Origin of the sequence: Salimicrobium humidisoli (assembly GCF_002295105.1) — a bacterium.
Taxonomy (GTDB): domain Bacteria; phylum Bacillota; class Bacilli; order Bacillales; family Halobacillaceae; genus Salimicrobium; species Salimicrobium humidisoli.
Genome location: NZ_NSGH01000002.1, coordinates 123,596 through 149,209 on the forward strand (window position 1 = coordinate 123,596; position 25,614 = coordinate 149,209).

The 25,614-nt window shown below is 47.6% G+C and carries 20 protein-coding genes, 1 other RNA gene and 1 other annotated feature; of the genes, 20 read left to right on the top strand and 1 reads right to left on the bottom strand.

Features of this window, described 5'->3' with window-relative positions; translation table 11 throughout:
- The first annotated feature begins 53 nt into the window (after positions 1-53).
- The 9 genes from secDF (at position 54) to ssrS (ending at position 12,352) form a co-directional block, all read left to right on the top strand.
- Positions 54-2,339: a protein translocase subunit SecDF gene (secDF, locus tag CKW00_RS01960; protein ID WP_095821134.1), complete on the top strand. Its 2,286-nt coding sequence runs from the start codon at positions 54-56 to the stop codon at positions 2,337-2,339.
- 377 nt (positions 2,340-2,716) lie between these two features.
- Complete coding sequence (locus CKW00_RS01965) at positions 2,717-3,049, top strand: LapA family protein (RefSeq protein ID WP_008588675.1); 333 nt, start codon at positions 2,717-2,719, stop codon at positions 3,047-3,049.
- Between the two features lie 55 nt (positions 3,050-3,104).
- Positions 3,105-5,405, top strand: a complete 2,301-nt coding sequence (gene recJ / locus CKW00_RS01970; RefSeq protein ID WP_095821135.1) for a single-stranded-DNA-specific exonuclease RecJ — start codon at positions 3,105-3,107, stop codon at positions 5,403-5,405.
- Positions 5,395-5,910, top strand: a complete 516-nt coding sequence (locus CKW00_RS01975) for an adenine phosphoribosyltransferase (protein ID WP_008588678.1) — start codon at positions 5,395-5,397, stop codon at positions 5,908-5,910. The genes recJ and CKW00_RS01975 overlap by 11 nt, the downstream gene beginning before the upstream one ends.
- Positions 5,911-6,026: 116 nt before the next feature.
- Positions 6,027-8,228, top strand: coding sequence for a RelA/SpoT family protein (locus tag CKW00_RS01980; protein WP_095821136.1), 2,202 nt, complete (start codon positions 6,027-6,029; stop codon positions 8,226-8,228).
- A 12-nt stretch (positions 8,229-8,240) separates the two neighbouring features.
- Positions 8,241-8,687 (top strand): D-aminoacyl-tRNA deacylase, encoded by a 447-nt coding sequence (gene dtd / locus CKW00_RS01985; RefSeq protein ID WP_095821137.1) that lies wholly within the window; start codon positions 8,241-8,243, stop codon positions 8,685-8,687.
- Positions 8,688-8,739: 52 nt separating this feature from the next.
- Positions 8,740-8,956: a binding site (T-box leader), on the top strand.
- A gap of 104 nt (positions 8,957-9,060) precedes the next feature.
- On the top strand, positions 9,061-10,335 hold the full coding sequence (gene hisS / locus CKW00_RS01990; protein ID WP_095821138.1) for a histidine--tRNA ligase: 1,275 nt from the start codon (positions 9,061-9,063) through the stop codon (positions 10,333-10,335).
- 3 nt (positions 10,336-10,338) lie between these two features.
- Positions 10,339-12,102: an aspartate--tRNA ligase gene (gene aspS / locus CKW00_RS01995; RefSeq protein ID WP_095821139.1), complete on the top strand. Its 1,764-nt coding sequence runs from the start codon at positions 10,339-10,341 to the stop codon at positions 12,100-12,102.
- 56 nt (positions 12,103-12,158) lie between these two features.
- Positions 12,159-12,352: non-coding RNA, 6S RNA (ssrS, locus tag CKW00_RS02000), on the top strand.
- A gap of 70 nt (positions 12,353-12,422) precedes the next feature.
- Here the strand turns inward: ssrS and CKW00_RS02005 are convergent.
- Positions 12,423-13,697, bottom strand: coding sequence for a replication-associated recombination protein A (locus CKW00_RS02005; protein WP_095821140.1), 1,275 nt, complete (start codon positions 13,695-13,697; stop codon positions 12,423-12,425).
- 117 nt (positions 13,698-13,814) lie between these two features.
- On the opposite strand from CKW00_RS02005, the gene CKW00_RS02010 reads away from it, so the two are divergent.
- From CKW00_RS02010 to mltG, 11 genes are all read left to right on the top strand, one after another.
- Positions 13,815-14,489: a YczE/YyaS/YitT family protein gene (locus CKW00_RS02010; RefSeq protein ID WP_095821141.1), complete on the top strand. Its 675-nt coding sequence runs from the start codon at positions 13,815-13,817 to the stop codon at positions 14,487-14,489.
- On the top strand, positions 14,443-14,862 hold the full coding sequence (gene cymR, locus CKW00_RS02015; RefSeq protein ID WP_008588689.1) for a cysteine metabolism transcriptional regulator CymR: 420 nt from the start codon (positions 14,443-14,445) through the stop codon (positions 14,860-14,862). The genes CKW00_RS02010 and cymR overlap by 47 nt, the downstream gene beginning before the upstream one ends.
- 19 nt (positions 14,863-14,881) lie before the next feature.
- Positions 14,882-16,012: a cysteine desulfurase family protein gene (locus CKW00_RS02020; protein WP_095821142.1), complete on the top strand. Its 1,131-nt coding sequence runs from the start codon at positions 14,882-14,884 to the stop codon at positions 16,010-16,012.
- A gap of 12 nt (positions 16,013-16,024) precedes the next feature.
- The gene (mnmA, locus tag CKW00_RS02025; protein ID WP_095821143.1) at positions 16,025-17,137 is read left to right on the top strand and encodes a tRNA 2-thiouridine(34) synthase MnmA; all 1,113 of its coding nucleotides are present in this window, start codon (positions 16,025-16,027) and stop codon (positions 17,135-17,137) included.
- 64 nt (positions 17,138-17,201) lie between these two features.
- Positions 17,202-17,864 carry a tetratricopeptide repeat protein gene (locus CKW00_RS02030; protein WP_095821144.1) on the top strand — a complete coding sequence of 221 codons (663 nt, stop codon included), beginning with the start codon at positions 17,202-17,204 and terminating at the stop codon, positions 17,862-17,864.
- An 11-nt stretch (positions 17,865-17,875) separates the two neighbouring features.
- Complete coding sequence (gene recD2, locus CKW00_RS02035; protein WP_095821145.1) at positions 17,876-20,197, top strand: SF1B family DNA helicase RecD2; 2,322 nt, start codon at positions 17,876-17,878, stop codon at positions 20,195-20,197.
- A gap of 372 nt (positions 20,198-20,569) precedes the next feature.
- On the top strand, positions 20,570-23,206 hold the full coding sequence (gene alaS / locus CKW00_RS02040; RefSeq protein WP_095821146.1) for an alanine--tRNA ligase: 2,637 nt from the start codon (positions 20,570-20,572) through the stop codon (positions 23,204-23,206).
- Between the two features lie 60 nt (positions 23,207-23,266).
- Complete coding sequence (locus tag CKW00_RS02045) at positions 23,267-23,539, top strand: IreB family regulatory phosphoprotein (RefSeq protein ID WP_095821147.1); 273 nt, start codon at positions 23,267-23,269, stop codon at positions 23,537-23,539.
- Positions 23,536-23,952, top strand: a complete 417-nt coding sequence (gene ruvX, locus CKW00_RS02050) for a Holliday junction resolvase RuvX (RefSeq protein WP_095821148.1) — start codon at positions 23,536-23,538, stop codon at positions 23,950-23,952. The genes CKW00_RS02045 and ruvX overlap by 4 nt, the downstream gene beginning before the upstream one ends.
- Before the next feature lie 14 nt (positions 23,953-23,966).
- On the top strand, positions 23,967-24,251 hold the full coding sequence (locus tag CKW00_RS02055) for a DUF1292 domain-containing protein (protein WP_095821149.1): 285 nt from the start codon (positions 23,967-23,969) through the stop codon (positions 24,249-24,251).
- Positions 24,252-24,423: 172 nt separating this feature from the next.
- Entirely contained in the window at positions 24,424-25,548 is a 1,125-nt protein-coding gene (gene mltG, locus CKW00_RS02060) for an endolytic transglycosylase MltG (protein ID WP_095821150.1), read from the top strand.
- Positions 25,549-25,614 lie beyond the last annotated feature (66 nt).

Consider the following 25,614-nt stretch of genomic DNA (forward strand, 5'->3'; position numbering starts at 1 on the left):
AGTCAAGAGGAAAGAGTCCCTGAAGATAGGGACGATAAGGGGGAGCGAAGGAAATGAAAAAACGAGGTCGCATTGTCGCCTTTTTTCTTATAGTAGCTTTACTTGGAACGATGATAGGCACGACTGTTACGGGTGTTGCCAAAGACATCAAGCTCGGGCTCGACCTTCAGGGAGGATTCGAGATTCTCTATGAGGTGGATCCGATCGATGAGGAACAGGAAGTCAACCGTCAAGTACTTGAAGCGACTGTACAGTCACTGACAGAAAGGGTGGACTCCCTTGGTATCAGTGAAGCAAATATCAACATCGAAGAGCCCAACAGGATCAGGGTGCAGCTTGCGGGTGTCGATAACCAGCAGGAAGCGAGAGAATTACTGTCGACGACCGCTGAACTGTCTTTTCGTGACGTAGAGGGCAATGAATACCTTGATGGCAGTGATATTGTCGAGGGCAGTGCCCAGCAGTCGTTTGATGCCAACACGAACCAGCCTGTGGTTACTGTGAAAATGGAAAGTGCCCAGGAATTTTACGAAGTTTCGGATACTATTACGAGCAAGGAACAGGATCCGGAGACTCCGTATGACGACCGGATGATGGTCATCTGGCTCGACTATAACGAGTCCGAGACGACGTTCCCGGAAGAGTATGGAAAAGAAGACCCGGCGTATATTTCCGCTCTCGGATTTAATAATGATGAGCCGATCAGAAGCACGGACGTCCAGATTGACGGGAACTTTACGGTGGAATCAGCCAAACAGCTGGCCGACATGCTGAACGCCGGATCGCTTCCCGTGAACCTCGAAGAAATGTACTCGACGTCCGTCGGAGCACAGTTCGGGGAGCAGGCGATGAATAAAACCGTTATTGCCGGAGCGATAGGTATTGCGCTAATCTTCCTTTACATGATTGCCTACTACCGTTTTCCGGGGATTATTGCAGCAGTCACACTTTCCGTATATATATACCTTATACTTGTAGTGTTCGAACTCATGAACGGGGTGCTGACACTGCCCGGGATAGCCGCTCTTATTTTGGGGGTAGGTATGGCTGTAGATGCGAACATCATAACGTATGAACGTATCAAAGAAGAATTGAAATCCGGTAAATCGGTGATGTCCGCTTTCAAATCGGGGAATAAGCGATCTCTTGCGACTATCCTTGATGCGAACATAACTACACTGATAGCTGCAGGCGTACTGTTCATATTCGGAACGAGTTCCGTTAAAGGATTTGCCACGATGCTGATAGTGAGCATATTGGTAAGCTTCATCACCGCCGTGTTCGGTACCCGTCTTTTCATGGGTCTGTGGATCCACAGCCGTCTGCTGAATAAACGTCCCGGCTGGTTCGGGGTGAAACCTTCACAAATCCAGGATATTAATGATACAACACCGGTGAATACGACTGTAAAAGGTAAAACTTTCGATTTTGCAGGGTTACGGAAGCGATTCGTTGCAGTTTCGATTATACTGATCGCCGCCGGCGGTATCGCGCTTATGATATTCAAACTTAACTTAGGTATTGATTTCACAAGCGGATCCAGAGTGTCTATTCTTTCCGATGGTAATATCAAAGCTCCCCAGGTGGAAGAGACGCTCGAGGAAGAATTCGGCGTCACTCCGAAACAGATAGTGATTTCAGGGGACAACGACGAAATTGCTGTGGCCCGGTTCGAAACGGTTCTTCCGAAAGATAAGGTAGGAGAAATCCAGGCCCACTATGAAGAAAAATATGGCAACACGCCCAACGTAAGTACTGTATCTCCGATAGTGGGACAGGAACTGGCCAAGAACGCAGCCCTGGCTGTTCTCTATGCCTCTATAGGAATCGTTATTTATGTTACGATCCGATTCGAGTTCTTTTTTGCACTCACGGCAATTCTGGCCCTGTTGCACGATGCTTTCTTTATCATAGCTCTATTCAGCATAACCAGGCTTGAATTCGATATAACGATAATTGCCGCCATTCTGGCAATCGTCGGGTATTCCGTCAATGATACAATCGTCACCTTCGACAGGATACGCGAAAACTTGAAACTTAAGCGGAAAGTGAAGACCTTCGGTGAACTGGCGAAAGTGGTCAACGAAAGTCTGATGCAGACGCTTGCAAGGAGTTTCAATACTGTAATCACCGTGGTGTTCGCAGCATTGATGATCTTCCTGTTCGGAGCTTCCTCTATAACGAATTTCGGATTTGCTCTTGTAGTAGGACTCGTAGCCGGTACGTACTCTTCACTCTTTATTGCCGCACAGCTCTGGCTGGTAATGAGAGGACGTACGATCGAGAAGAAACCGATCGAGTACTCTGAGAAGAAGAAAACGAACGGACCGCAGGTATAATAACGAAAAGTTTTCGGCACAATTGAATAGCAGATAACAAAAACCGGACCCTTGTGTTCGGTTTTTGTATTTCTTACGAGTAAGGGGGAGATGGATTGGGCACCTCTGCCCGGAGCGAGCCTGTTATCCTTCCCTTCAGATGCGAAGGTAAGGATAATGTTCTTTTCGTGACGTTGAGAGGTATGAAGGAGCGGTGAATGTCACGATTCCGGCATAAACGTTACCTTCGTTCCGTTTCACAGCTTACGAAAGGAAGGAAAGCCGACAGATGACACTTACTCTTTCTATTCGCTGGAAAAAGGGGGGCCGGGCTTACCTGTTTTCTGATTGAATCACTTTCCGCGGGGGTATACTACAGAAGAAAGGAGGTGGCTGTCGTGAAGGGACAGACTTACATTATACTGGCCATTATATTTGCTCTTTTAGTAGCTATATTTGCAGTCATTAACGTGGATCCTGTACAAGTGGACTATTTATTCGGATCCGGTGAAGCTCCCCTCATACTTGTCATCCTCATCTCCGTACTGATGGGTGGAATTATAACTGCTTCCGTAGGCTCACTCCGGTATTTCCGGCTGAAACAGAATTACCGTTCTCTGGAGAAGAAAATGCAGAACGGCACGGAAAATACACCGGAAGAGCCAACCGTCAGTGAAAAGGATGAGGAGAAAGGCTCGAACGATGAGCCGGATAAACATAAGGACAGGTAATATGGTTGTTCACACCCCCGGCCTTTAGTATAATTAACAGGTCAGGGGTGTCGTTATGTTAAAAAGTAAAATGAAATGGGATTTTACATACAGTTCGGATTCTGCCAACAGGCAGGAGTTGATAAATGAGTTACTGGAGCAGCGCGGCTTGCATACGGAAGAGGAAAGAAACAGGTTTTTGCACCCGGCGCTTGCTGATTTACATGATCCTTTTCTCATAAACGGAATGCGGAAAGCTGTGAACCGGGTCAAAGAGGCTATCCATTACGGAGAGCCCATTCTGATTTTCGGGGATTATGACGCGGACGGTGTCAGTTCGACAGCGTTAATGATGGAGTGTCTGCGATCGCTCGGAGCGGAATGCGACTTTTATATTCCTAACAGGTTTACGGAAGGATACGGTCCAAACGAAAATGCATTCAGATGGGCCTCCGCACAGGGATACACGCTTATAATTACAGTGGACAACGGTATAGCCGCTGTGGAAGAAGCGAAAGTTGCAAAAGAATTGGGGATCGATCTCATTATTACGGATCACCACGAAGTTCAGAACGAACTGCCTGAGGCATTTGCGATTCTGCATCCGAAAACTTCTCTCCAGTATCCTTTTCAGGAACTGGCAGGAGTCGGGGTGGCGTTCAAATTCGCCCACGCTCTTCTGGAAGAAAAGCCGGTTCACCTGCTCGATCTTGTAGCTATAGGAACGGTCGCCGACCTGGTGCCACTTGAAGATGAGAACAGGATACTTGTTTCCTTCGGACTTGAGGCTATTACAAAGACGAGGCGTCCGGGGCTTCGTCAACTGAAAAATTTGAATAGCATAGACGGAGACGTAGACGAAGAAGCGGTCGGATTTATGATAGGTCCAAGAATGAACGCAGTCGGTCGCCTGCAGGATGCTTCTCCTGCCGTGGATCTTTTACTTACCGGGGATGAAGAAGAGGCACAGGAACTGGCCGGGTTCGTTCAGGAACTGAATAAAGAGCGTCAGAAAATTGTTCAGGAAATAGCTGACGAAGCCGAGGCACTGCTCGGGGAAGATGTGAAAGATGAAGTGATTGTGGTGGCCAGGGAAGGCTGGAATGCCGGAGTGCTCGGTATCGTCGCTTCCAAGCTTGTGAGGAAATTCGACAGGCCTGCGATTGTTCTTACCATTGATAAGGAGAAAGGTCAGGCAAAAGGATCCGCCAGAAGTATAGATGCCTATGATATGTTTGAAAATTGCATGGAGCACAGGGAACTGTTTCTTCACTTCGGTGGGCATTCCCAGGCTGCAGGCATGACACTGGCGGAGGACAATATAATTTCGCTACGAGAAGAGTTGTCCCGACTGGCGAGAGAAAAACTTTCGCCGGAGGACTACGGTCAGTCACTACCTGTCACGATGAGTCTCGATCTCAGTGAAGTGTCATTACAGCAGATAGAATTCGTCAATCAGCTGCGGCCATTCGGAATGGCTAATCCGAAACCGTATTTCCACGTCAGAAGCAAAGCGAAGGAATTGAGGCTGATAGGCAGCAAAAAGAATCATATGAAAGTAACGCTGGAGCAGAACGGCTCCCGTCTCGACGCTATCGCGTTCGGACAGGGAGACGCATATCACTCGATCGCTCCTCAGTCTCCGATAGATATGGTAGGGCAGCTGAGTATCAACGAGTGGAACGGAACGAGGAAACCACAGATGATGGTGGAAGACATTGCAGTGAAAGAGTGGCAGCTGTTCGACTGGAGAGGAACGAAACATTTGCAGAAGTCTTTACCTTCCTTCCAGAAAGACGAAGCCGCCTGTGTCACTTTCGGGTTGCAGACGGAAGGACCCGGAGAGTTACCGGTGATTGGGTTCAACGACAGCAGGGTCAAAGATTACAGTACCTTGATTTTACTCGATCTCCCCGAACGGCTTGAAGATCTGCATGTGCTCCTCGGGGAGGTATCACCTGAGCGTATTTACGCCGTCTACTCTTTGAGAGACGATGCGTTCATGCAGACGCTGCCGTCCCGGGAACATTTCAAGTACTTTTATGGAATGCTGAAGAAGAAGAAAACGTTTGACCTTGAAAAAGATTCGGCTCTTCTCGCAAGACACAAGGGATGGAAAGTCGATTCGATAAAATTCATTTGTAACGTGTTTTTTGATTTGGGTTTTGTTACAATAAAAGATGGTCAATTGTTTATGAACACACAACCCGAACAGAAAAGCCTGACAGAATCCCGGACGTTCCAGACGAGACAGGAACAGATGGAAGTTGAAAAAGTACTATACTATTCGACATATAAAGAATTGAAAGATTGGATGGAAACCCGGCTGCAAATTACAGGGGCGGAAGTCAAGGAGGAAATAGGATATGGATTATAAAGAACATATAGCAATTGTTGAAAACTGGCCGAAAGAGGGAGTTCAGTTTAAAGACATCACTCCCCTTATGGATAACGGTCCTGCTTTTAAAGCAGCTGTGGATGACATCGTGACTTATGCCAAAAAGCGCGACATCGACATCGTAGTAGGTCCTGAAGCCCGTGGCTTTATAGTAGGGTGCCCTGTGTCCTACGCTCTTGAAATAGGTTTTGCCCCGATTCGCAAGAAAGGAAAACTTCCCCGGGAAACGATTGAAGTGGATTACGGTCTGGAATACGGCCAGAACATCCTGGCTATACACAAAGATGCAATAAAACCTGGCCAGCGCGTACTTATCATCGACGACCTGCTCGCTACCGGAGGTACAATTGAAGCAACTATAGATCTGGTGGAACAGCTGGGCGGAGAAGTGGCCGGGTGTGCCTTTCTCATCGAACTTCAATACCTGAACGGCAGAGACAAGCTCGAAGGATACGATGTACTGACACTAATGCAATACGAGTAGAAGAGTGCGCCCTCTGTAAGGGCGCTCTTTTGCTATCATTTCCCTTGGAAAGGCGGAGGTTATGTTCAGCATTTCAGTGAAAGATAATTCAACATATAGAAATCAGGGTGATTGTTATGGCGAATGATAATGTGTTGACTGCGGAAGAAGTGATTGATGGGGCAAGACATTATCTGAATGAAGAAGAGTTACAATTTATTCGGAAAGCCCATGAATATGCAGCCTGGGCACATCGTGATCAGTATAGAAAGTCAGGGGAGCCTTATATTATACACCCGGTCCAGGTAGCCGGGATCCTCGTCAATCTGGAACTCGATGCTGAAACGATAGCCAGCGGCTTTCTTCATGATACGGTGGAGGACACGGGCGTAACGGTGGAAGATCTGAAGGAGACTTTCAATGAGGAAGTCGCTATGCTCGTGGACGGAGTAACTAAATTAGGGAAAATCAAATATAAGTCCAAAGAAGAACAGCAGGCCGAGAATCACAGGAAGATGTTCGTTGCAATGGCGAAGGATCTTCGTGTCATTCTGATTAAACTTGCAGACAGACTTCATAACATGAGGACTCTCAAACACCTTCCGGCTGAGAAACAGCGGAGAATTTCCAACGAAACTCTGGAGATTTTTGCACCTCTCGCTCATCGTCTCGGTATTTCAACTATCAAGTGGGAACTGGAAGATACAGCATTGCGTTATCTGAATCCCCAGCAGTATTACCGTATCGTGCACCTTATGAAACAGAAAAGAAATGAGCGGGAGCACTACGTGGATGAAGTCATCAATCAGATAAGGGGCGAGCTCGATAATGTGAATATAGAGGCTGATCTGGACGGCCGCCCGAAGCATCTGTACAGCATTTATAAAAAAATGGTGCTGCAAAGCAAACAGTTTAACGAAATATACGATCTGCTTGCCGTACGTATTCTGGTAAACAGCATTAAAGACTGTTATGCAGTATTGGGCATTATACACACGTGCTGGAAACCGATGCCGGGACGCTTCAAGGATTATATCGCCATGCCGAAGCCGAACCTGTATCAGTCTCTGCATACGACGGTCATCGGCCCGAAAGGCGATCCTCTCGAAGTGCAGATCCGAACACATGACATGCACGAAATCGCCGAATACGGCATTGCTGCCCACTGGGCATATAAGGAAGGGAAACAGTCCGGCAGCACCCAGTCCTTTGAAGAAAAATTGTCCTGGTTCCGTGAAATTATGGAATGGCAGAGTGAGACCCATGATGCGGAAGAATTTATGGAATCTTTAAAAATGGACCTTTTCTCCGATATGGTTTACGTCTTCACTCCGAGAGGTGATGTGATCGAACTGCCGTATGGTTCGAACCCTCTTGATTTTGCATACCGGATCCATACGGAAATCGGTAATCAGACCATAGGTGCCAAAGTCAACAGCAAAATGGAGCCTCTTGATTACGTGCTGAAGACCGGAGACATCGTAGAAGTGATGACTTCGAAACATTCCTATGGTCCTTCTGAAGACTGGGTGAATATTGCCCAGACTTCCCAGGCAAAAAATAAAATCAAGCAATTTTTCAAGAAGCAGCGGAAGGAAGAGAACATTTCCAAAGGCCGGGACGCAGTGGCACGCGAAATAAAGAACATTCACCTGTCTCCGAAAGAGGTGCTGACGCAGGATAATATTCAGCGGGTGCTCGATAAATTCAATTTCACCTCGCTTGAAGATATGTATGCAGCGGTAGGATATCAGGGAATCACTGCAATTCAGGTAGCGAACCGTCTTACGGAGAGGATCCGTCGTGAGAAAGAAAAGCAGGAGGCTCTGGAAGATACGGTAGCCAATGTAAACAAAAAAGATTTAAAAAAACAGCCCAACGTGAAAAAAGATGCCGGAGTCGTAGTGGAGGGGGTCGACAATCTGCTCGTCCGCCTGGCCAAGTGCTGCAGTCCGGTGCCGGGTGACGAAATTATCGGATATATAACGAAAGGCCGCGGTGTGTCTGTGCACCGGACCGACTGTCCGAACGTCAAGACTGAAGAAGCTAAAGACCGTCTCCTGCCCGTTAAATGGGAAGAAGAGGAAGATAACGGCAAACAGTATCACGTGGATCTCGAGATCTGGGGGTATGACCGGAGAGGTCTTGTCAATGAAGTGTTACAGGCCGTCAACGAAACGAAAACGAATATTACGGCAGTTTCAGGAAGATCCGACCGCAATAAGATGGCTACAATCAATATTACAATACTGATTCAGAATACTTCCCATCTCAGGAAGATAGTGGAGAGAATCAAACAGATCCAGGAAGTATATACGGTACGGAGAGTAATGCAATAGAGGTGAAATCAAATGAAAGCAGTAGTACAGCGGACGACCGAAGCGAAAGTTACGGCTGAGGGAAAAGAGCCGGGCAGAGTGGATAAAGGTCTCGTAGTTCTTCTTGGCGTCTCCCGGGATGATACGGAAGAAGACGCTCTGTATCTGGCGAAAAAAATACCTCATCTGCGGATTTTTGAAGATGAAAACGAAAAGATGAATTATTCTGCGGTGGACGTGGAAGGGAAGATACTGTCGATATCTCAATTCACTTTGTTCGGCGATACGAGAAAAGGCCGCAGGCCCAATTTCATGCAGGCTGCCAGGCCTGATATGGCCAATGACCTGTATGAGAAATTCAACGCTTACGTCCGCAGGGAAGGAGTCCCTGTGGTCACCGGGAGTTTCGGAGAAATGATGCAGGTGGACCTTGTGAACGACGGACCCGTCACATTGATTCTGGACAGCAAAGAGCGGTGAGTCTTGACAGAATGACAGGACGTCTATATGATAGAAAGCAATTCAGTTAAAGATAAAACCATCGAGGGAAAAAGTAACCGGTACCCACGTAGTTCAGAGAAGAAGTGTCACGGCTGAGAACACTTCCCTATGATGCATCGGTGAAAGACGTTTCTTAGGTGCCGTGCCGAACGTTATTGGTAGGTGCGGACGTAAAACCTGCGTTAAAGGTCCAAAGTGGAAGAATTATCTTCAATTAGGGTGGCACCACGGGCAGTCCCGTCCCTTTTTCTGCAGCACTGCAGAAAAAGGGGCGGGGCTTTTTTTAGTGACTCTGTCGCCCTGAGCGGTAAGGTTCAATGAATATTCATAATATGAATCAGGAGGAATGGCTATGGCAATGAATGCGCCGAGAGGGACTCAGGATATACTGCCGGGAACTATAGAGGATTGGCAATATATAGAAAACGCTCTTAAAGATTTGTCGCATCGCTTTAATTACAAGGAAATTCGCACGCCGATATTCGAACATACGGAGCTTTTTCAGCGCGGGGTGGGTGATTCCACCGATATCGTACAGAAAGAAATGTACACGTTTGAAGACAGGGGTGGCCGGAGCATAACGTTAAGACCCGAAGGCACGGCTTCGGTGGTACGTTCATTCGTACAGAACAAACTTCACGGTCTTGCGAACCAGCCTACCAAACTTTTCTACATCGGCCCTATGTTCCGCTATGAACGTCCTCAGCAGGGAAGAACCCGCCAGTTCGTGCAATTCGGGATAGAGGCCCTTGGCAGTGAAGATCCTGCTGTAGACGCCGAAGTTTTATCTTTCGCGATGAAAGCATATCAGGAGCTCGGTCTCTCTTCGTTAAAACTGATCGTGAACAGTCTTGGGGATCAGGAAAGCAGGGAAGCGCACAGGGAAGCACTTGTAAACCACTTCTCTCCTCATAAAGAGGAACTTTGCAGTGACTGTCAGATCCGTCTTGAAGAAAACCCGCTGCGGGTACTTGACTGCAAAAAAGACAGGGATCATCCGGCAATGAAGACTGCTCCGTCTATTCTGGACTTTCTGAATGAGTACTCGAGAACGTATTTTGAAAAAGTGAAGTTTTATCTTGACGCAATGGATATCGATTATGAAGTCGATCCTAATCTGGTACGCGGGCTTGATTACTACAATCATACAGCCTTTGAAATCATGAGTGAGGCGGAAGGGTTCGGAGCCATCACAACATTGAGCGGCGGCGGCCGGTATAATGGACTCGTGGAGGACATCGGCGGTCCTGCGACACCGGGTATAGGTTTCGCTCTTAGTATCGAACGTCTTCTGATGGCCCTGGAAGCCGAAGGGGTGGAACTGCCGAAACACGAAGAGCTTGATTGTTACATCGTCGCAATCGGTGAAAAGCCGGAGCTTGAAGCGGTGAAACTGGTGGATAAATTACGTTCGGAAGGACTTCGCGTCGATAAAGACTATCTCCATAAGAAAATGAAAGCACAGTTTAAGGCTGCGGATCGACTGAAGGCTGAAAAAGTGCTGATTCTTGGAGAGAGAGAAGTGGAAAACAACCTGGTGAACGTTAAAGATATGGCCACGGGAGAACAGAAGGAAGTTTCCCTTGAAAATGTTACGGCCGAGCTGAAGAAAATGAAGGAGGAATAGAGAATGGAGCGTACGTCTTGCGGATCGTTACGGGAAGAACACAAAGGAGAGAACGTGTTACTGAAAGGATGGGTACAGAAGCGGAGGGATCTCGGAGGTCTTATTTTCATCGATCTCCGGGACCGTTCGGGTATTGTACAGGTGGTGTTTAATCCGGAAACGTCCAAAGAGGCACTGGCGGTAGCAGAATCGGTGCGCAGCGAGTATGTCCTTGAAGTGGAAGGAAAAGTGGTGCAGCGGGATGAGAGCACTGTCAACGAACAGGTAGCCACCGGGGGTATCGAGGTGGTAGCGACAGATGTTCAGGTTTTAAATAAAGCGAAAACCCCTCCTTTCATGATCGAGAACGACACGGACGTTGCAGAAGATGTGAGATTGAAACATCGCTACATCGATCTGAGGAGAAGCGAGATGCAGGAGACATTCCTCATCCGTCATAAAACGACGCAGGTCATCCGTGACTATCTCAACAGCGATAATTTCCTGGAGATGGAGACTCCCATTCTGACTAAAAGTACACCTGAAGGAGCAAGGGATTATCTTGTGCCGAGCCGTGTTCATGGCGGCGGATTTTACGCTCTGCCCCAGTCCCCTCAGCTGTTCAAACAATTACTGATGATGAGCGGATTCGAGAAATATTATCAGATCGCCCGGTGTTTCCGGGACGAAGATCTCCGGGCGGACCGTCAGCCTGAATTCACCCAGGTGGATATCGAAGCTTCTTTCGTAACAAAAGAAGACATTATGCGCATGACAGAGGGTATGATGAAAGCGGTCATGAAAGAAGTGAAAGGATTAGAGATCGATACTCCTTTCCCGAGATTATCCTATACGGAAGCTATGGAAAGATACGGGTCCGATAAACCGGACACCCGGTATGGACTCGAGCTCGTTAACGTTTCTTCGGTTGTTTCCCGGAGCGGTTTTCAGGTTTTTGAAAAAGCCGTCTCTTCGGGTGGTCAGGTGAGTGCCATTAATGTGGAAGGGCAGGCTGACCAGTTTTCCCGGAAAGATATAGACCAGCTCACCGAAGATGTGAAGGTTTACGGAGCGAAAGGGCTTGCCTGGATGAAGATCAAGGACGGGGAAATCACCGGTCCCATAGCTAAATTTTTCGGCGAGACGGAAGCCTCTTCTCTTAAAGAAGCCCTTAACGCCAAAGATGGTGACCTGCTGCTGTTCGTAGCCGACAAAACAGGGGTGGTTCAGGAGAGTCTGGGAGCGCTCAGGCAGAAACTGGCGAGCCGTCTCAACCTTATCGATCATTCCAGCTTCAACTTTCTCTGGGTGGTGGACTGGCCGCTGTTTGAGTACAACGAGGACGATGGAAGGTATTACGCTGCCCACCATCCGTTCACTATGCCGGCGGCTGAAGACGAACAGCATCTTCTCGACCGCCCGGAGAGCGTACAGGCCGAAGCTTACGACATTGTACTGAATGGATATGAGCTTGGAGGAGGGTCTCTTCGTATTCATAAGCGCGAACTTCAGGAAAAAATGTTCGAAGCTCTCGGTTTCTCCAAAGAAGAAGCCTCGGAACAATTCGGATTCCTTCTGGAAGCACTGGATTCCGGAGCACCTCCTCATGGCGGGATTGCTTTCGGACTGGACCGGCTGATTATGATTCTGGCACATCGCCAAAATCTCCGCGACACGATTCTGTTCCCTAAAACGGCTTCCGCTTCCGATCTTTTAACGGACGCGCCGTCTGAAGTTGCCGGGAAGCAGCTGGAGGAACTGCACCTGAAATTGAACAAAAAGAAATAAGATTCCTTGATAACGTTATGCATATATGCTATGATTTGAATACAAAGTAAAAGAAATCAATCCTGATGTGTTCGTTGTAAAACTGTACGTTTTGACCGAACATTTATGAGAAGGGAGTCCGAAGTTTCTGCATGGAATGAATGCCTCGTTGTATATTTATACTTAGAGGACTCAAGAAATGCAGAACAGGACACCCACCTGCCAGTAGCGGGTTCAAAACTCATGACACGACGGCACGATCGGGATTGATTTTTTTAATGTAAGTAAACCCGACTCAATGAGTCGGGTTTTTAGTTTGCAGCTCAGCACTTACAGCTGCCCTATTTTTTCTTTTGCTGATTTATATTTTCGTAAACCTTCTGCAGCGCCTGCTCATATTTCCCGCTCGATTTCGGTTCGTAGTAGCGCCTGTCCTTAATTTCATCCGGGAGGTACTGCTGATTGACCCACCCCGCCGGTGCATTGTGAGGATACTTGTAATCGACGCCGTGTCCGAGGGATTCCGCTCCTTTATAGTGAGAATCTTTTAAGTGAGCAGGAACTTCCCCACTTTTTCCTTTTTTAATATCCGATATAGCTGCATCGAGTGCTTTGTATGCACTGTTAGATTTCGGTGATAGTGATAAGTCCGTCACGGCTACCGCCAAAGGAATTCTCGCTTCGGGAAAACCGAGACGTTCCGCTGCCTGTACCGCATATAAAGCTTTCGGGCCGGCTTGAGGATTGGCGACTCCTATATCTTCGTAGGCTATGACAACCAGTCTTCTGGCGATACTTTCGAGATCACCGGCTTCTATCAGTCTTCCGAGGTAGTGAAGAGCAGCGTTGACGTCGCTCCCGCGAATCGATTTCTGAAAAGCGGATAATACGTCGTAGTGTGCGTCCCCGTCTTTATCGTGGGAGAAGCTTTTCTTCTGCATCGATTCCTCCGCAGCGCTCAAGTCGATTGATATAACTCCGTTTTCATCTTCCTTCGTTGAATAAGCGGCAAGTTCCAGACCGTTCAAAGCCCCTCTCAAGTCTCCGTTCGAAGCCAGTGCAAAGTGATCGAGAGCTTCTTCGGAAATATCAAGGGAAAGATCGGCCAGGCCTTCCTCGGCATCTACGGCACGTCCGATCGTTTCCTTCACTTCATCGAGAGACAGTTTCTCAAGTTCAAAGAGATGCACCCGGCTTCTGATTGCAGGGTTGATCGAGTGGTAGGGATTGCTTGTAGTACAGCCGATCAATGTGATAGTATTCTTTTCTATATGAGGAAGAAGGAAATCCTGTTTGGCTTTATCAAGCCGGTGAACTTCATCCAGAATCAGCACCATCCCTCCGTGCATTTTCGCCTCTTCTACAGCTACTTCCATATCCTTCTTCTTATCCGTCACCGCATTCAATATTTTGTAGGGGAGAGACAGGCTCTTGGCAAGAGCTGTAGCGAGGGAAGTTTTTCCGGTGCCGGGCGGGCCGTACAGAATCATTGACAGAAGTCTTCCGGAATCGATCATCCGCCGTAACGTTTTCCCTTCGCTTACGAGATGCGATTGGCCGATAATGTCTTCTATGTGTGCAGGTCTCATTCGAAACGCCAGTGGTTGTTGACTCATTATGTCCTCCTTGGTGTGGGTAATATACGATAATCGTAGAGTTTGTACAGAAAAAATGCAAGCACTCCACCCTTCATGGTATAATGGCGTGTGGTAAAATAGGGAGAAGGATTGATTATGCGGAAAACTATTGACAATAAAAAGTTACGGTGGTCGTTTTTCACCATCGGGCTCATTATTCTGGCGTTCGGTATCTCTCTTACAATCCAGGGCCGGGCTCTTGGTATCGGACCGTGGGACGTGTTCCATTACGGATTGTACAGGCAACTCGGACTTACGATAGGATCGTGGTCGATAATCGCAGGGATAACGATCGTAGTCGCCACCTCCATTTTTTACAGGCAGTGGCCGAAACTCGGAACTATTTTAAACATGATTCTGATAGGCGTATTTATAGATATATTCAACTGGATGCTTGTAGAACCCGAGACGCTTGCGATGCAGATCACCGTTTTCGCGCTCGGGACACTGATTATGGCGTTCGGGATAGGAATCTATGTAGCTCCTGATCTAGGTGCGGGACCGAGGGACAGCTTTATGCTGATGCTTTCCGATGTGCTCGGCTGGAAGATCTCCACTTCCAGGAACGTGATGGAGGTATCCGTGGCGGTCCTCGGATGGCTGCTACAGGGGCCGGTAGGTGTAGGGACAGTATTTATAGCACTTATGCTCGGTACAATGGTAGGATACAGCCTGCCTATGGCAAAGCGTTTGTTGAAGTTTTTTATGAAGAAGGGTGAGAAGAATGAAAATATCGACCAAAGGACGTTATGGTCTTACGATAATGATTGAACTGGCCAGAAAATACGGGGAAGGTCCTGTGTCTCTCAAGCAGATCGCGAGAGATAACGACTTATCCGAACATTACCTCGAACAGCTTATCGCTCCTCTCAGAAACGCCAGTCTCGTAAAAAGCGTGCGCGGTGCTTACGGGGGCTATATGCTTAAGGATCGTCCCGACGAAATTACGGCAGGAGATGTGATCAGAGTCCTCGAAGGACCGATCACCCCTGTTGAAGGAATCGAAGAAGAGGAGCCGGCAAAACAGGCACTGTGGCTGCGGATCAGGGATGCGGTCAGGGAAGTGCTCGACACGACTACTCTGGAAGATTTGAAGAATCATACCGGAGAACAGACGCAGGATGAGTTTATGTTCTACATTTAAGACCAGGAGGAAATCAGTTATGGAAGCAATTTATCTTGATCACGCTGCCACGACGCCAGTACACGACGAAGTGATTGAAGCTATGGTACCTGTTTACCGGGAAATATACGGAAACCCCTCCAGCATTCATCAGTATGGAAGAAAAGCGCGACAGGTGCTGGATGAAGCGAGACGGAAGGTGGCTGCCTTCATCGGAGCCGGGGAAAAAGAAATCATTTTCACAAGCGGTGGAACGGAAGCTGATAACCTTGCGATTTTCGGTGTGACGGGAGAATTGGATAAAGGTCACATCATCACCACTTCCATTGAACATCACGCTGTACTACACGCCGTGGCCGCTTTGGAAAAACAGGGATTTGACGTGACGTACGTCGCTCCGGAACCGGACGGAGCGGTAACGGCCGAAGCTGTCGAAGAAGCGCTCCGCGAGGATACAGTACTTGTTTCTGTTATGATGGTGAATAATGAAACAGGAGTGCGGCAGCCCGTGGAAGAGATCGGAGAAGCTTTGAAAAATCATCCGGCTTATTTCCATTCGGACGCAGTTCAGGCTCTTGGAATCGAGAACATTGATGTAAGGGAGACGGCTGTGGACCTGCTAGCATTTTCCGGCCATAAAATTAATGGACCGAAAGGCATCGGTTTTCTTTTCGCCCGGGAAGGTGTACCTCTCACTCCGATGACTTACGGAGGGGAACAGGAACGGAAACGTCGGGCCGGCACGGAAAACGTTCAGGCTGTGAAAGGTCTTGAAAAAGCGATGGAAATGATGGAAGAGACCCGGCAGGAGAATGTGGCGCAGTACGAAAACTACAAAAAATCGTTCCTGTCGGTCCTTGAAGAGGAAGAAGTGTCGTTCGAGGTGAACGGACAGAATACGACAGCTGCCATCGTCAATATCAGTTTTCATAATATGGACGTAGAGACGATGCTTACGAATTTTGATCTGGAAAAAGTAGCCGCTTCAAGCGGAAGCGCATGTACTGCCGGTTCTTTTGAACCTTCCCACGTTTTGAGCGCTATGTTTCCTGATGATCCGGAACGTATGAGAAATTCCATACGCTTCAGTTTCGGAGCAGCGAACAACGAGACGAACGTAAAAGAAGCTGCTCGACGGGTGGCTTCCATTTACAGAAGATTAAACAAATAGGAGGGATCCTTAATGAAAGAACCGAAAGACACACGGGTGGTTGTCGGAATGAGTGGCGGGGTCGATTCATCCGTGGCTGCTCTTCTTTTGAAAGAGCAGGGGTATGACGTTGTGGGCATTTTTATGAAAAACTGGGACGACACGGACGAAAATGGCGTGTGTACCGCTACGGAAGACTATGAAGACGTCATCCGTGTCTGTAACCAGCTTGATATTCCTTATTATGCAGTGAATTTTGAGAAACAGTACTGGGATAAAGTATTCACGTATTTTCTTGATGAATACAAAGCCGGACGGACACCGAACCCGGATGTAATGTGTAACAAAGAAATTAAATTCAAAGCTTTTCTCGACCATGCTCTCTCTCTTGGAGCCGATTATCTGGCTACCGGTCACTATGCACGTGTCCGGGAGCGGGACGGACGAGTGGAAATGCTGCGGGGCGTGGATGAGAACAAAGACCAGACGTATTTCCTGAACCAGCTGGACCAGGAAGCTCTGACTAAAGTTATGTTCCCGCTCGGAGATATACCGAAGCCGGAGGTGCGGGAAATCGCCCTCGAAAACGGACTCGCAACGGCCAAAAAGAAAGACTCGACGGGCATCTGTTTCATTGGAGAACGGAATTTCAAGGAATTTCTGAGCGAGTATCTGCCTGCCCAACCCGGTAAAATGGAGACGTTGGAAGGGGAAACTAAGGGTGAGCACGACGGTCTTATGTATTATACGCTCGGACAGCGTCAGGGTCTCGGCATCGGCGGTGCGGGTGATCCGTGGTTCGTCGTCGGCAAAAACGTAAGCGAAAATATTCTCTACGTCGGTCAGGGCTTTGACCACGAAGCGCTTTATTCCGATTCTTTAATTGCTGTGGATATGAACTGGATGGACAATCGCGTGCCCGAAGATTCATTCGAGTGTACAGCCAAGTTCCGATATCGTCAGAAAGACTCCAAAGTCACCGTCCATCCTTTGACGGACAACCGGATCAAAGTTGTGTTCCATGAACGGGAGCGCGCTATCACACCGGGCCAGGCAGTTGTTCTGTACGATAACGAAGTGTGTCTCGGAGGAGCCACGATCGATGAAGTCGAAAAGAACGAGGAACCGATGCAACACGTCGGTTAATAGAGGGAAGCCATGTAGTTATACGGCATGGCTTTTTTCCTACATAAAAGAAAGGGGTATCGGCATGGATAAACTGCAACAGGGCATCGACCGGATGCAGGAACAGAAATTTGAGGAAGCTGCGAAATTGTTTACGGGTGTTATTGAGGAGAATCCCGGGGAGCCGCTCGGCTATATAAACTTCGGAAATCTGCTTTTGCATATGCAGGAATACGAAAGGGCAGAAAGGTTTTTTGAACGTGCGATTTCGCTGGATGATACTGCAGCCACCGCTTATTACGGTCTCGGTAATGTGTATTATGAACAGGATAGTTTTACGAAAGCCCAGAATCAATTCCTGCAGGCGATCGAAAAAGGGCTGGATGAAGCGGACGTTTATTTTCTGCTCGGAATGAGTCTCGTTCAGCAGGATTATCACAAGCTGGCTCTTCCCTATCTGTCCCGGGCAGCCGAAATAGATCCGAACGATGTGGACATTCAGTTTCAGTTCGGCCTCTGTCTTGCACAGAATGAACAATTCGATGAAGCGGAACGGGTATTAAAGGCGCTTCTTGATATAGTTCCGGAACATGCGGATGCTTTCTACAACCTCGGCGTGATCTGCATTTATAAAGAAGAAGCCGAAGCAGCCCTCGATTATTTCAATGAAGCACTGAAGGTGCAGAGTGATCATATGCTCGCTGCCCATGCAAAAGGGGAAGTCGAAAAAGCACTGAATGGGAAGTAAGGAGCCGGGTGATGGATAATCAGCAACCGATCGAACAGGAAAAGAGACCGTATGTAAAAGCGGAATTAAAGCGGATGATTTTTCATAAAGAAGAAGAGGCATTTTCGATAGCTTCCGTGAGAGTGCTGGAAACGACCGAAAATCTTAAAGCGGAAGAACTGATTGTCAAAGGTCATTTCACTCCACTTGAAGAAGGGGAAACCTATATATTCCACGGATACTTCGAACATCATAAAAAATTCGGGGAACAATACGTAGTGGAGGAGTATCGCAGACTTCTCCCGGAGACGAAGGACGGGCTGATCGCCTACCTTTCCAGCGAACTGTTTGACGGTGTCGGGAAGAAGACGGCCGAGAGGATTGTAGAGACTCTCGGGGAAAATGCAGTACCGAGAATTCTCTCCGACAAACAGGTGCTCGATCAGGTGCCGAAGATGTCGGCGAAGATAAAAGATAAGCTTTATTATTCTCTCACGGAGCATCGGGGGTTCGAACGGGTGATGGTAGAGCTTACGAAGCACGGTCTCGGCCTCAAAACGATACAGAAGATTTATGGTGCATTCGGGGATAAAACGCTTGATATTCTGGAAGAGGATCCTTACCAGTTCGTCTTCGCCGTCGAAGGCTTCGGCTTCCATAGAGCGGATGAGCTGGCAAGACACAGGAACCTGACCCATGATCATCCTACACGCATCAGGGCCGGGTGCCTGTATACTCTTCATCAGAATCTGCAGGCCGGTCACATTTATTTGCCGCTTGAAACATGTCTCCTTGAGATGGAGCAGCTGCTCCATCACCCCGGGGAGTCGCCGCTTACGTATGAACAGCTTTCCGGGGAAGTGATTCACCTCGGGGAAGAGAAGTACGTATATATTGAAGAGGATCGTATTTACCTCCCGACCCTTTATTTTGCGGAAAACGGTTTCGTTACACAGGTGGAGCGCATTCTCTCCGGAGAGATGGAGGTCGACTTCACCCAGGCCGAATTGTTGAAAGTGATCGGTTCCATTGAAGAGGAAGAGACGATGAGTTACGGAAAAGAACAGTTCGAAGCTATCGAGACAGCGCTGAAAGAGAAGATGATGGTAATCACCGGAGGTCCGGGAACGGGAAAAACGACCGTAATCAAAGGCCTGTTACACGCGTACTCCAAACTTGAAGACTGCTCGCTCGACCCGAAAGACTATACGAAAGATGTGCCTTTCCCTTTTGTGCTCGCAGCTCCTACCGGACGGGCGGCTAAAAGAATGAATGAGTCTACGGGTCTTCCTGCGAGTACTATTCACCGGCTTCTCGGCTGGGATGGCCATCAGACGTTCGAAAAGGACAGTACTAATCAGATCGAAGGAAAGATTTTGATCATTGATGAATTCTCTATGGTGGATATGTGGCTGTCCAATCAGTTATTCCGTGCGATTCCCTCAGACATGCAGGTAGTGGTCGTCGGGGATGAGGACCAGTTGCCTTCGGTCGGGCCGGGGCAGGTGCTCGCCGACCTGATAGCTTCCGATGTCATTCCGCTGATACAGCTGAGTGAAGTGTATCGGCAGAAAGAAGGGTCGAAGATTATCCACCTCGCCCACGCAATAAAAAATGATACGTGTACGCTTGATATGCTGAAGAAAGAGCAGGATTTTAATTTTATCCATGCTCCCGACAGCCGCCTGAACGAAGTGGTGACCAACATCGTGGCGAAAGCGCATGAAAAATCTATCGATATGAAAGATATCCAGGTTCTTGCTCCTATGTACCGAGCGGAGACGGGAATCCATGAAATCAACCGCTCTTTACAGAACAGGGTGAATCCCGGAAGTAGAAACAAGCGTGAAATAGAGTGGAAAGGCAACATTTTCCGAAAAGGGGATAAAGTCATCCAGCTTGTAAACCAGCCGGAAGTGGGAGTATTCAATGGAGATATAGGGGAAGTGGCCGCCATTTTCCGTGCGGAGGAAAACATCGATCACGTTGAACAGGTGGTAGTGGAGTTCGATACGAAAGAAGTGACGTACGCCAAAAAAGAGCTCTCCAACATTATGCTTGCCTACTGCACTTCTATCCATAAGTCCCAGGGCAGTGAGTTCTCGATAGTGGTTCTTCCGGTCACCTATCAGTACAATCGTATGTTGAAAAAGAATCTTCTTTATACGGCAGTGACCCGTGCTAAGCAGTCGCTGATTCTCTGCGGGGATCCGCAGGCGTTTATCAAAGGCATACGGACGAAGGATACCAACCAGAGATACACGTACCTTCAGGAGAAATTGAAAAAAGAGACGGACTTTACTTACGATGAAGATGAAGAGGATGAGGCTCTTTCTCCATATGACTTCATGTAAAGAGCCGGTTTCCCTTAGAACCGTTGACACGGGAATATCCGTTGCTTATAATTTAATTTAGATATGAAGACTAATGCGAAGATGGGAAGAAGTACGCATATCGTTCATCCAGAGAGGCACCCCCGGAGGCTGGAAGGGGTGTTATGTAACTGAATGCGGAAAGCTCTCCCGGAGTGCGGGTTAATCCCCGACGGTTCTATGGACGCCGTTACAGGTCCACTAAGTGATGGTTTATCCATAACCAGGGTGGTACCGCGGTCACAGCCGTCCCTCAGAATATTTCTGAGGGATTTTTTTATTAGAGAGATCAGGGAGGTGAATATTACCTTCTGACGTTGAGTTTATTAAAAGAAAAAAAGGAGTGGCAAACATATGAAAAATTTATCATCAGTAGAAGTCAGGCAAATGTTCATCGATTTTTTTAAAGAGAAAGGGCACGGGGTAGAGCCGAGCGCCTCCCTTATTCCTCATGAAGATCCGACGCTTCTCTGGATCAACAGCGGAGTAGCTACATTGAAGAAATATTTCGATGGACGTGTCGTGCCTGAGAATCCGAGAATAGTGAACGTGCAGAAGTCGATCAGAACCAATGATATTGAAAACGTGGGCTTCACCGCGAGACACCACACATTTTTTGAAATGCTAGGTAATTTTTCCATCGGTGATTATTTCAAGGAAGAAGCGATTGAATGGGGATGGGAATTTCTTACCAGTGACAAATGGATAGGATTCGATGAAAACAAACTTTCTGTAACTGTTCACCCTCAGGATGACGAAGCATACAACATCTGGAAAGACAAAATCGGATTGCCCGAAGAAAGAATCATCAGAATCGAAGAAAACTTCTGGGACATCGGAGAAGGACCGAGCGGCCCGAACACAGAGATCTTCTATGATCGCGGGGAAAGCTTCGGGAATAACCCGGAAGACCCGGAACTTTATCCGGGAGGAGAGAATGAACGGTACCTTGAAATATGGAACCTCGTGTTTTCCCAGTTCAATCACAATCCGGATAATACGTACACTCCACTGCCGAAGAAGAACATTGATACCGGTATGGGGCTCGAGCGGATCGTTTCGGTCGTCCAGGGTACGAGGACGAACTTCGAGACGGATCTCTTCCTTCCTCTTATCAAGCATACTGAAGAAGTGTCAGGTCGTTCCTATGATGAAAATGAAACGACGGATGCGGCTTTTAAAGTAATCGCCGACCACATTCGTACGGTAGCTTTTTCCATCGGAGACGGTGCTCTGCCTTCCAACGAAGGCCGGGGGTACGTATTAAGGAGACTTCTGCGGCGCGCTGTCCGATTTGCAAAACAGCTGGGCATCGATGAGCCGTTTCTTTATAAACTCGTTCCTACAGTTGCCGGCATCATGGAAGATTTCTATCCGGAAGTGAAGAACAAAGAGAGCTTTATCCAGACGGTCATCAAATCGGAAGAACAGCGGTTCCACGAAACTTTGAATGAAGGTCTCGATATCCTTTCTTCGATCATGAAGAGGGAAGCGGAAAAGGGGAGTCAGGTCTTCCCCGGTGAGGATGTATTTCTGCTTTATGACACATATGGCTTTCCTAAAGAGCTGACGGTGGAATATGTGGAAGCGGAAGGCTTCACTGCAGATGAAGAAGGTTTCCGGAAAGAGATGGAAAACCAGAGGGAGCGCGCCAGGAGCGCCCGTCAGAAAACGGACTCCATGCAGATCCAGAACAGCGTCCTCGGTGACATCCATACGGAGAGTGAGTTCGTGGGGTATGATCTGCTCGAAACGGAAAGTGTAGTGACGACGATAGTGAAAGAAGGAGCCCTCGAGGAAAAAGCGGAAAAAGGAGAAACGGTGTATCTGATGCTTGATCGTACTCCTTTCTATGCGGAAAGCGGAGGCCAGATCGCTGACAGAGGTTTCCTCTCGACTGAGGAGGCCACTCTTGAAGTGACGGACGTACAAAATGCGCCGAATAATCAGAACCTGCATGAAGTTACAGTGAAAGAAGGGTCGATCGGTCAGGGAGAAGAGGTCCGGGCCACAGTGGACAGGAACTCGAGGTCTTTCATTGTCAAAAACCATACTGCTACCCACCTTCTGCATCAGGCTCTCAAAGATATACTGGGTGAGCATGTGAATCAGGCCGGATCTCTCGTGGAAAGCGAGCGGCTGAGATTCGACTTTTCCCATTTCGGAGCTGTTACTGAGGATGAGTTAAAAGAAATAGAAAATGCAGTAAACGAGAAAATATGGCAGGCTCTTCCGGTTTCGGTCGATTACAAGACTCTCGAAGAAGCCAAACGTGAAGGCGCCATGGCACTTTTTGGTGAGAAATACGGAGAGGAAGTACGAGTCATCAGTATCAGCGACTACAGCCTTGAACTTTGCGGCGGCTGTCACGTAGCAAATACTTCTGAAATCGGTGTGTTTAAGATCCAGTCCGAAACGGGAATCGGAGCAGGTACAAGACGTATTGAAGCTCTGACATCAAAAGCTGCGTATGAATTGACGAATGAACGGGAGGCCGTATTGCGTGAGTCAGGAGAACTTCTTAAGGCACGTATGGAGCAGGTGCCGGAAAGAATTCAGACTCTCCATCAGGAAATCAGGGAGATGAAGAAAGAAAACGAATCGTTGACTTCCAGATTATCGAACCTCGAAGCTTCGTCCATTCTCGATGAGTTTAAAGAAGTGAACGGAGTGAACGTTCTTGCCAAACAGGTGGAGGCCAAAGACATGAACGCTTTGCGCGCAATGATGGACGACTTGAAACAGAAAGTTTCATCAGGGATAATATTGCTTGCCACCCCTTCGGGTAATAAAGTTCAGCTCACAGCCGGAGTTTCGAAAGATCTTGTGGAGAAAGGTTACCATGCAGGAAATCTCGTCAAAGGTGCCGCTTCCCGCTGTGGTGGAGGCGGAGGCGGACGCCCGGATATGGCACAGGCAGGCGGGAAGGATACTTCCAAAATCTCGGAAGCTCTCGACTATGCTTATGATTACGTCTCCGGGACAGTCTGATTTTTATTCTTCGTTAAATAGTATATAATGGAGGGTAACTAAACGTGCGAGGTGATAAAGATGAGTTCAATGGATAAGACTATGAAATTCAATTCTCCGGAAGATCCTGATAACAGGGAGATAGAATCGATTTTAATGAACGTTTACGATGCGCTTCAGGAAAAAGGATATAACCCGATTAATCAGATTGTCGGTTATCTTCTTTCAGGTGATCCGGCTTATATCCCTCGTCACCGGGAAGCGCGTAATCTGATCAGAAACGTGGAGCGGGATGAATTGATCGAAGAGCTGGTGAAATCATACCTGAATAAACAAAAAGAGGGTAAGGAATGAAGAAACTGGGGCTGGACGTCGGGGAAAAAACGATAGGTGTAGCTGTCTCCGATGCTCTGGGGATGACTGCGCAGGGAATCAAAACGATTCACTGGGATGAAGATGATTATTCGACGGCGAGGCAGGCTCTGACGCCGATCATCGAACAGGAAATGATTACCGAAGCAGTAGTCGGGTATCCTAAAAACATGAACGGGTCCATCGGACCGAGGGCTGAGCAGAGCGAACGATTCGCGAATTGGCTTGAGAAGAACTTCGAAATTCCTGTACGCCTGTGGGATGAGAGATTGACTACGATGGCGGCTGAACGCGTGCTGTTAGAAGCCGATGTAAGCCGGAAAAAGCGTAAGAAAGTAGTGGACAAAATGGCAGCTGTAATGATCCTTCAGGGATATCTGGATGCCTCAAAATAAGGAGGAGAAATATCATGGCACTGGAAAAAGAAGAAAAAATAGTAATACCGGATGAAAACGGAGAGGAGCACCTTTTTGAAGTATTGTTCACGTTCGATGTCGACAAAACGGAACAATCGTATATCGCAGTTGTGCCCGCCGAGCAGAAAGATAATGAAGAGGTAGAAGTTTTCGCCTTCCGTTATGAAGAAAAAGAAGACGATGATGAAAATCTTTCCCTCTATCAGATTGAATCCGACGAGGAATGGGAAATGGTCGAAGAAATGCTGAATACCCTTACTGATGAAGATTTGACTTAAGTTAACTCCCGGTTTGAAACCGGGGGTTTTTCCTTTAAATACAACTGTTCCGCATTAAGCGGAATACATAGCATTCATGAGGGACAAGTGAAACCGCTTGTTGAAAAAGTGAAGAATTTCGACACAATCCTCTGAATTATAGTATAATAAACCCGGTGAAGGAGGATGTGACGTGTCGGATTCCAAGTTCAAGGAAGAATACGAAAAGAATAAGAAAAACCGCACCGAAGAAGCCGGTAAAGTCCGGAAGATTGTAGCATCTGTGCTGATTGTTATAACAATCGTACTTATCGTTGGTGTGGTGGGCGGGTATTTCTACGTCTCGAGTGCTTTAAAACCTGTGGACGAAAATGATGAAGAACCCGTGAACGTAGAGATTCCCAGCGGATCCACCAACTCCGAGATAGCTTCGATTCTGGAAGACAAAGGAGTTATATCGAATTCTACCATCTTCAGATTTTATACGAAGTTCAAAAATGAGACGGGCTTCCAGGCCGGTTCATACGAATTTACGCCCGCGATGAAGACGGATAGTATTATAGATTCACTTCAGTCCGGAAAAGTCGTTAAAGAACCCAAAAAACGGGTCACTATTCCGGAAGGGCAGACAGTGGAACAGATAGCGGAGATTTACGCGGGTGAATTTTCTTTTTCCAAAAAGGAATTTATGGACAAGATGAAGGACACCGACTACATCTCGAGCTTGAGAGAGAAATATCCGGAACTGCTGAGCGAAGCTATCATGCAGGAAGAGATACGTTATCCGCTCGAAGGATATCTGTTCGCAGCCACCTATTCCTTTTACAAAGAAGAGGTGGGTATCGAAAAGATCATAGAGAAAATGGTGTCGAAAACATCCTCGGTCGTTATTCCTTATAAAGAACAAGTGAAGGAACAGGGTCTCAACATTCATGAAGCGGTAACGATGGCCTCGCTGCTTGAAAATGAAGCAAGAACAGCTGAAAGCCGCAGGGAAATCTCCGGAGTGTTCTATAATCGTCTGGAAGAAGATATGCGCCTTCAGACGGACCCTACTGTCGCTTACGCACACGGGGAGCACCTGGAACGTACGAAATATGATGATCTGGAGATTGAGTCTCCTTTCAACACCTATCATATAAGCGGACTTCCTATCGGACCGATTTCCAATTTCAACAAGAACTCCATGGAAGCTGTGGCAAGCCCTATAAATTCTGAATACTTGTACTTCCTTGCGGATGGGGAAGGTAATATACACTACTCAAAAACGCTGAAGGAACACAATAGGAAAAAGGAAAAATACATCTCCGGTAATTGAATAGGGAAAGCGGGAATAACCCTCGCTTTCCTTAATTTTTTTATGTTAGAATAATTAAGTTGTGAA

Coding starts and splice junctions, on each gene's coding strand:
- secDF (WP_095821134.1), top strand. CDS start 54: ATGAAAAAACGAGGTCGCATTGTCGCCTTTTTTCTTATAGTAGCTTTA.
- recJ (WP_095821135.1), top strand. CDS start 3,105: ATGTTAAAAAGTAAAATGAAATGGGATTTTACATACAGTTCGGATTCT.
- CKW00_RS01975 (WP_008588678.1), top strand. CDS start 5,395: ATGGATTATAAAGAACATATAGCAATTGTTGAAAACTGGCCGAAAGAG.
- CKW00_RS01980 (WP_095821136.1), top strand. CDS start 6,027: ATGGCGAATGATAATGTGTTGACTGCGGAAGAAGTGATTGATGGGGCA.
- dtd (WP_095821137.1), top strand. CDS start 8,241: ATGAAAGCAGTAGTACAGCGGACGACCGAAGCGAAAGTTACGGCTGAG.
- hisS (WP_095821138.1), top strand. CDS start 9,061: ATGGCAATGAATGCGCCGAGAGGGACTCAGGATATACTGCCGGGAACT.
- aspS (WP_095821139.1), top strand. CDS start 10,339: ATGGAGCGTACGTCTTGCGGATCGTTACGGGAAGAACACAAAGGAGAG.
- CKW00_RS02005 (WP_095821140.1), bottom strand. CDS start 13,697: ATGAGTCAACAACCACTGGCGTTTCGAATGAGACCTGCACACATAGAA.
- CKW00_RS02010 (WP_095821141.1), top strand. CDS start 13,815: ATGCGGAAAACTATTGACAATAAAAAGTTACGGTGGTCGTTTTTCACC.
- cymR (WP_008588689.1), top strand. CDS start 14,443: ATGAAAATATCGACCAAAGGACGTTATGGTCTTACGATAATGATTGAA.
- CKW00_RS02020 (WP_095821142.1), top strand. CDS start 14,882: ATGGAAGCAATTTATCTTGATCACGCTGCCACGACGCCAGTACACGAC.
- mnmA (WP_095821143.1), top strand. CDS start 16,025: ATGAAAGAACCGAAAGACACACGGGTGGTTGTCGGAATGAGTGGCGGG.
- CKW00_RS02030 (WP_095821144.1), top strand. CDS start 17,202: ATGGATAAACTGCAACAGGGCATCGACCGGATGCAGGAACAGAAATTT.
- recD2 (WP_095821145.1), top strand. CDS start 17,876: ATGGATAATCAGCAACCGATCGAACAGGAAAAGAGACCGTATGTAAAA.
- alaS (WP_095821146.1), top strand. CDS start 20,570: ATGAAAAATTTATCATCAGTAGAAGTCAGGCAAATGTTCATCGATTTT.
- CKW00_RS02045 (WP_095821147.1), top strand. CDS start 23,267: ATGAGTTCAATGGATAAGACTATGAAATTCAATTCTCCGGAAGATCCT.
- ruvX (WP_095821148.1), top strand. CDS start 23,536: ATGAAGAAACTGGGGCTGGACGTCGGGGAAAAAACGATAGGTGTAGCT.
- CKW00_RS02055 (WP_095821149.1), top strand. CDS start 23,967: ATGGCACTGGAAAAAGAAGAAAAAATAGTAATACCGGATGAAAACGGA.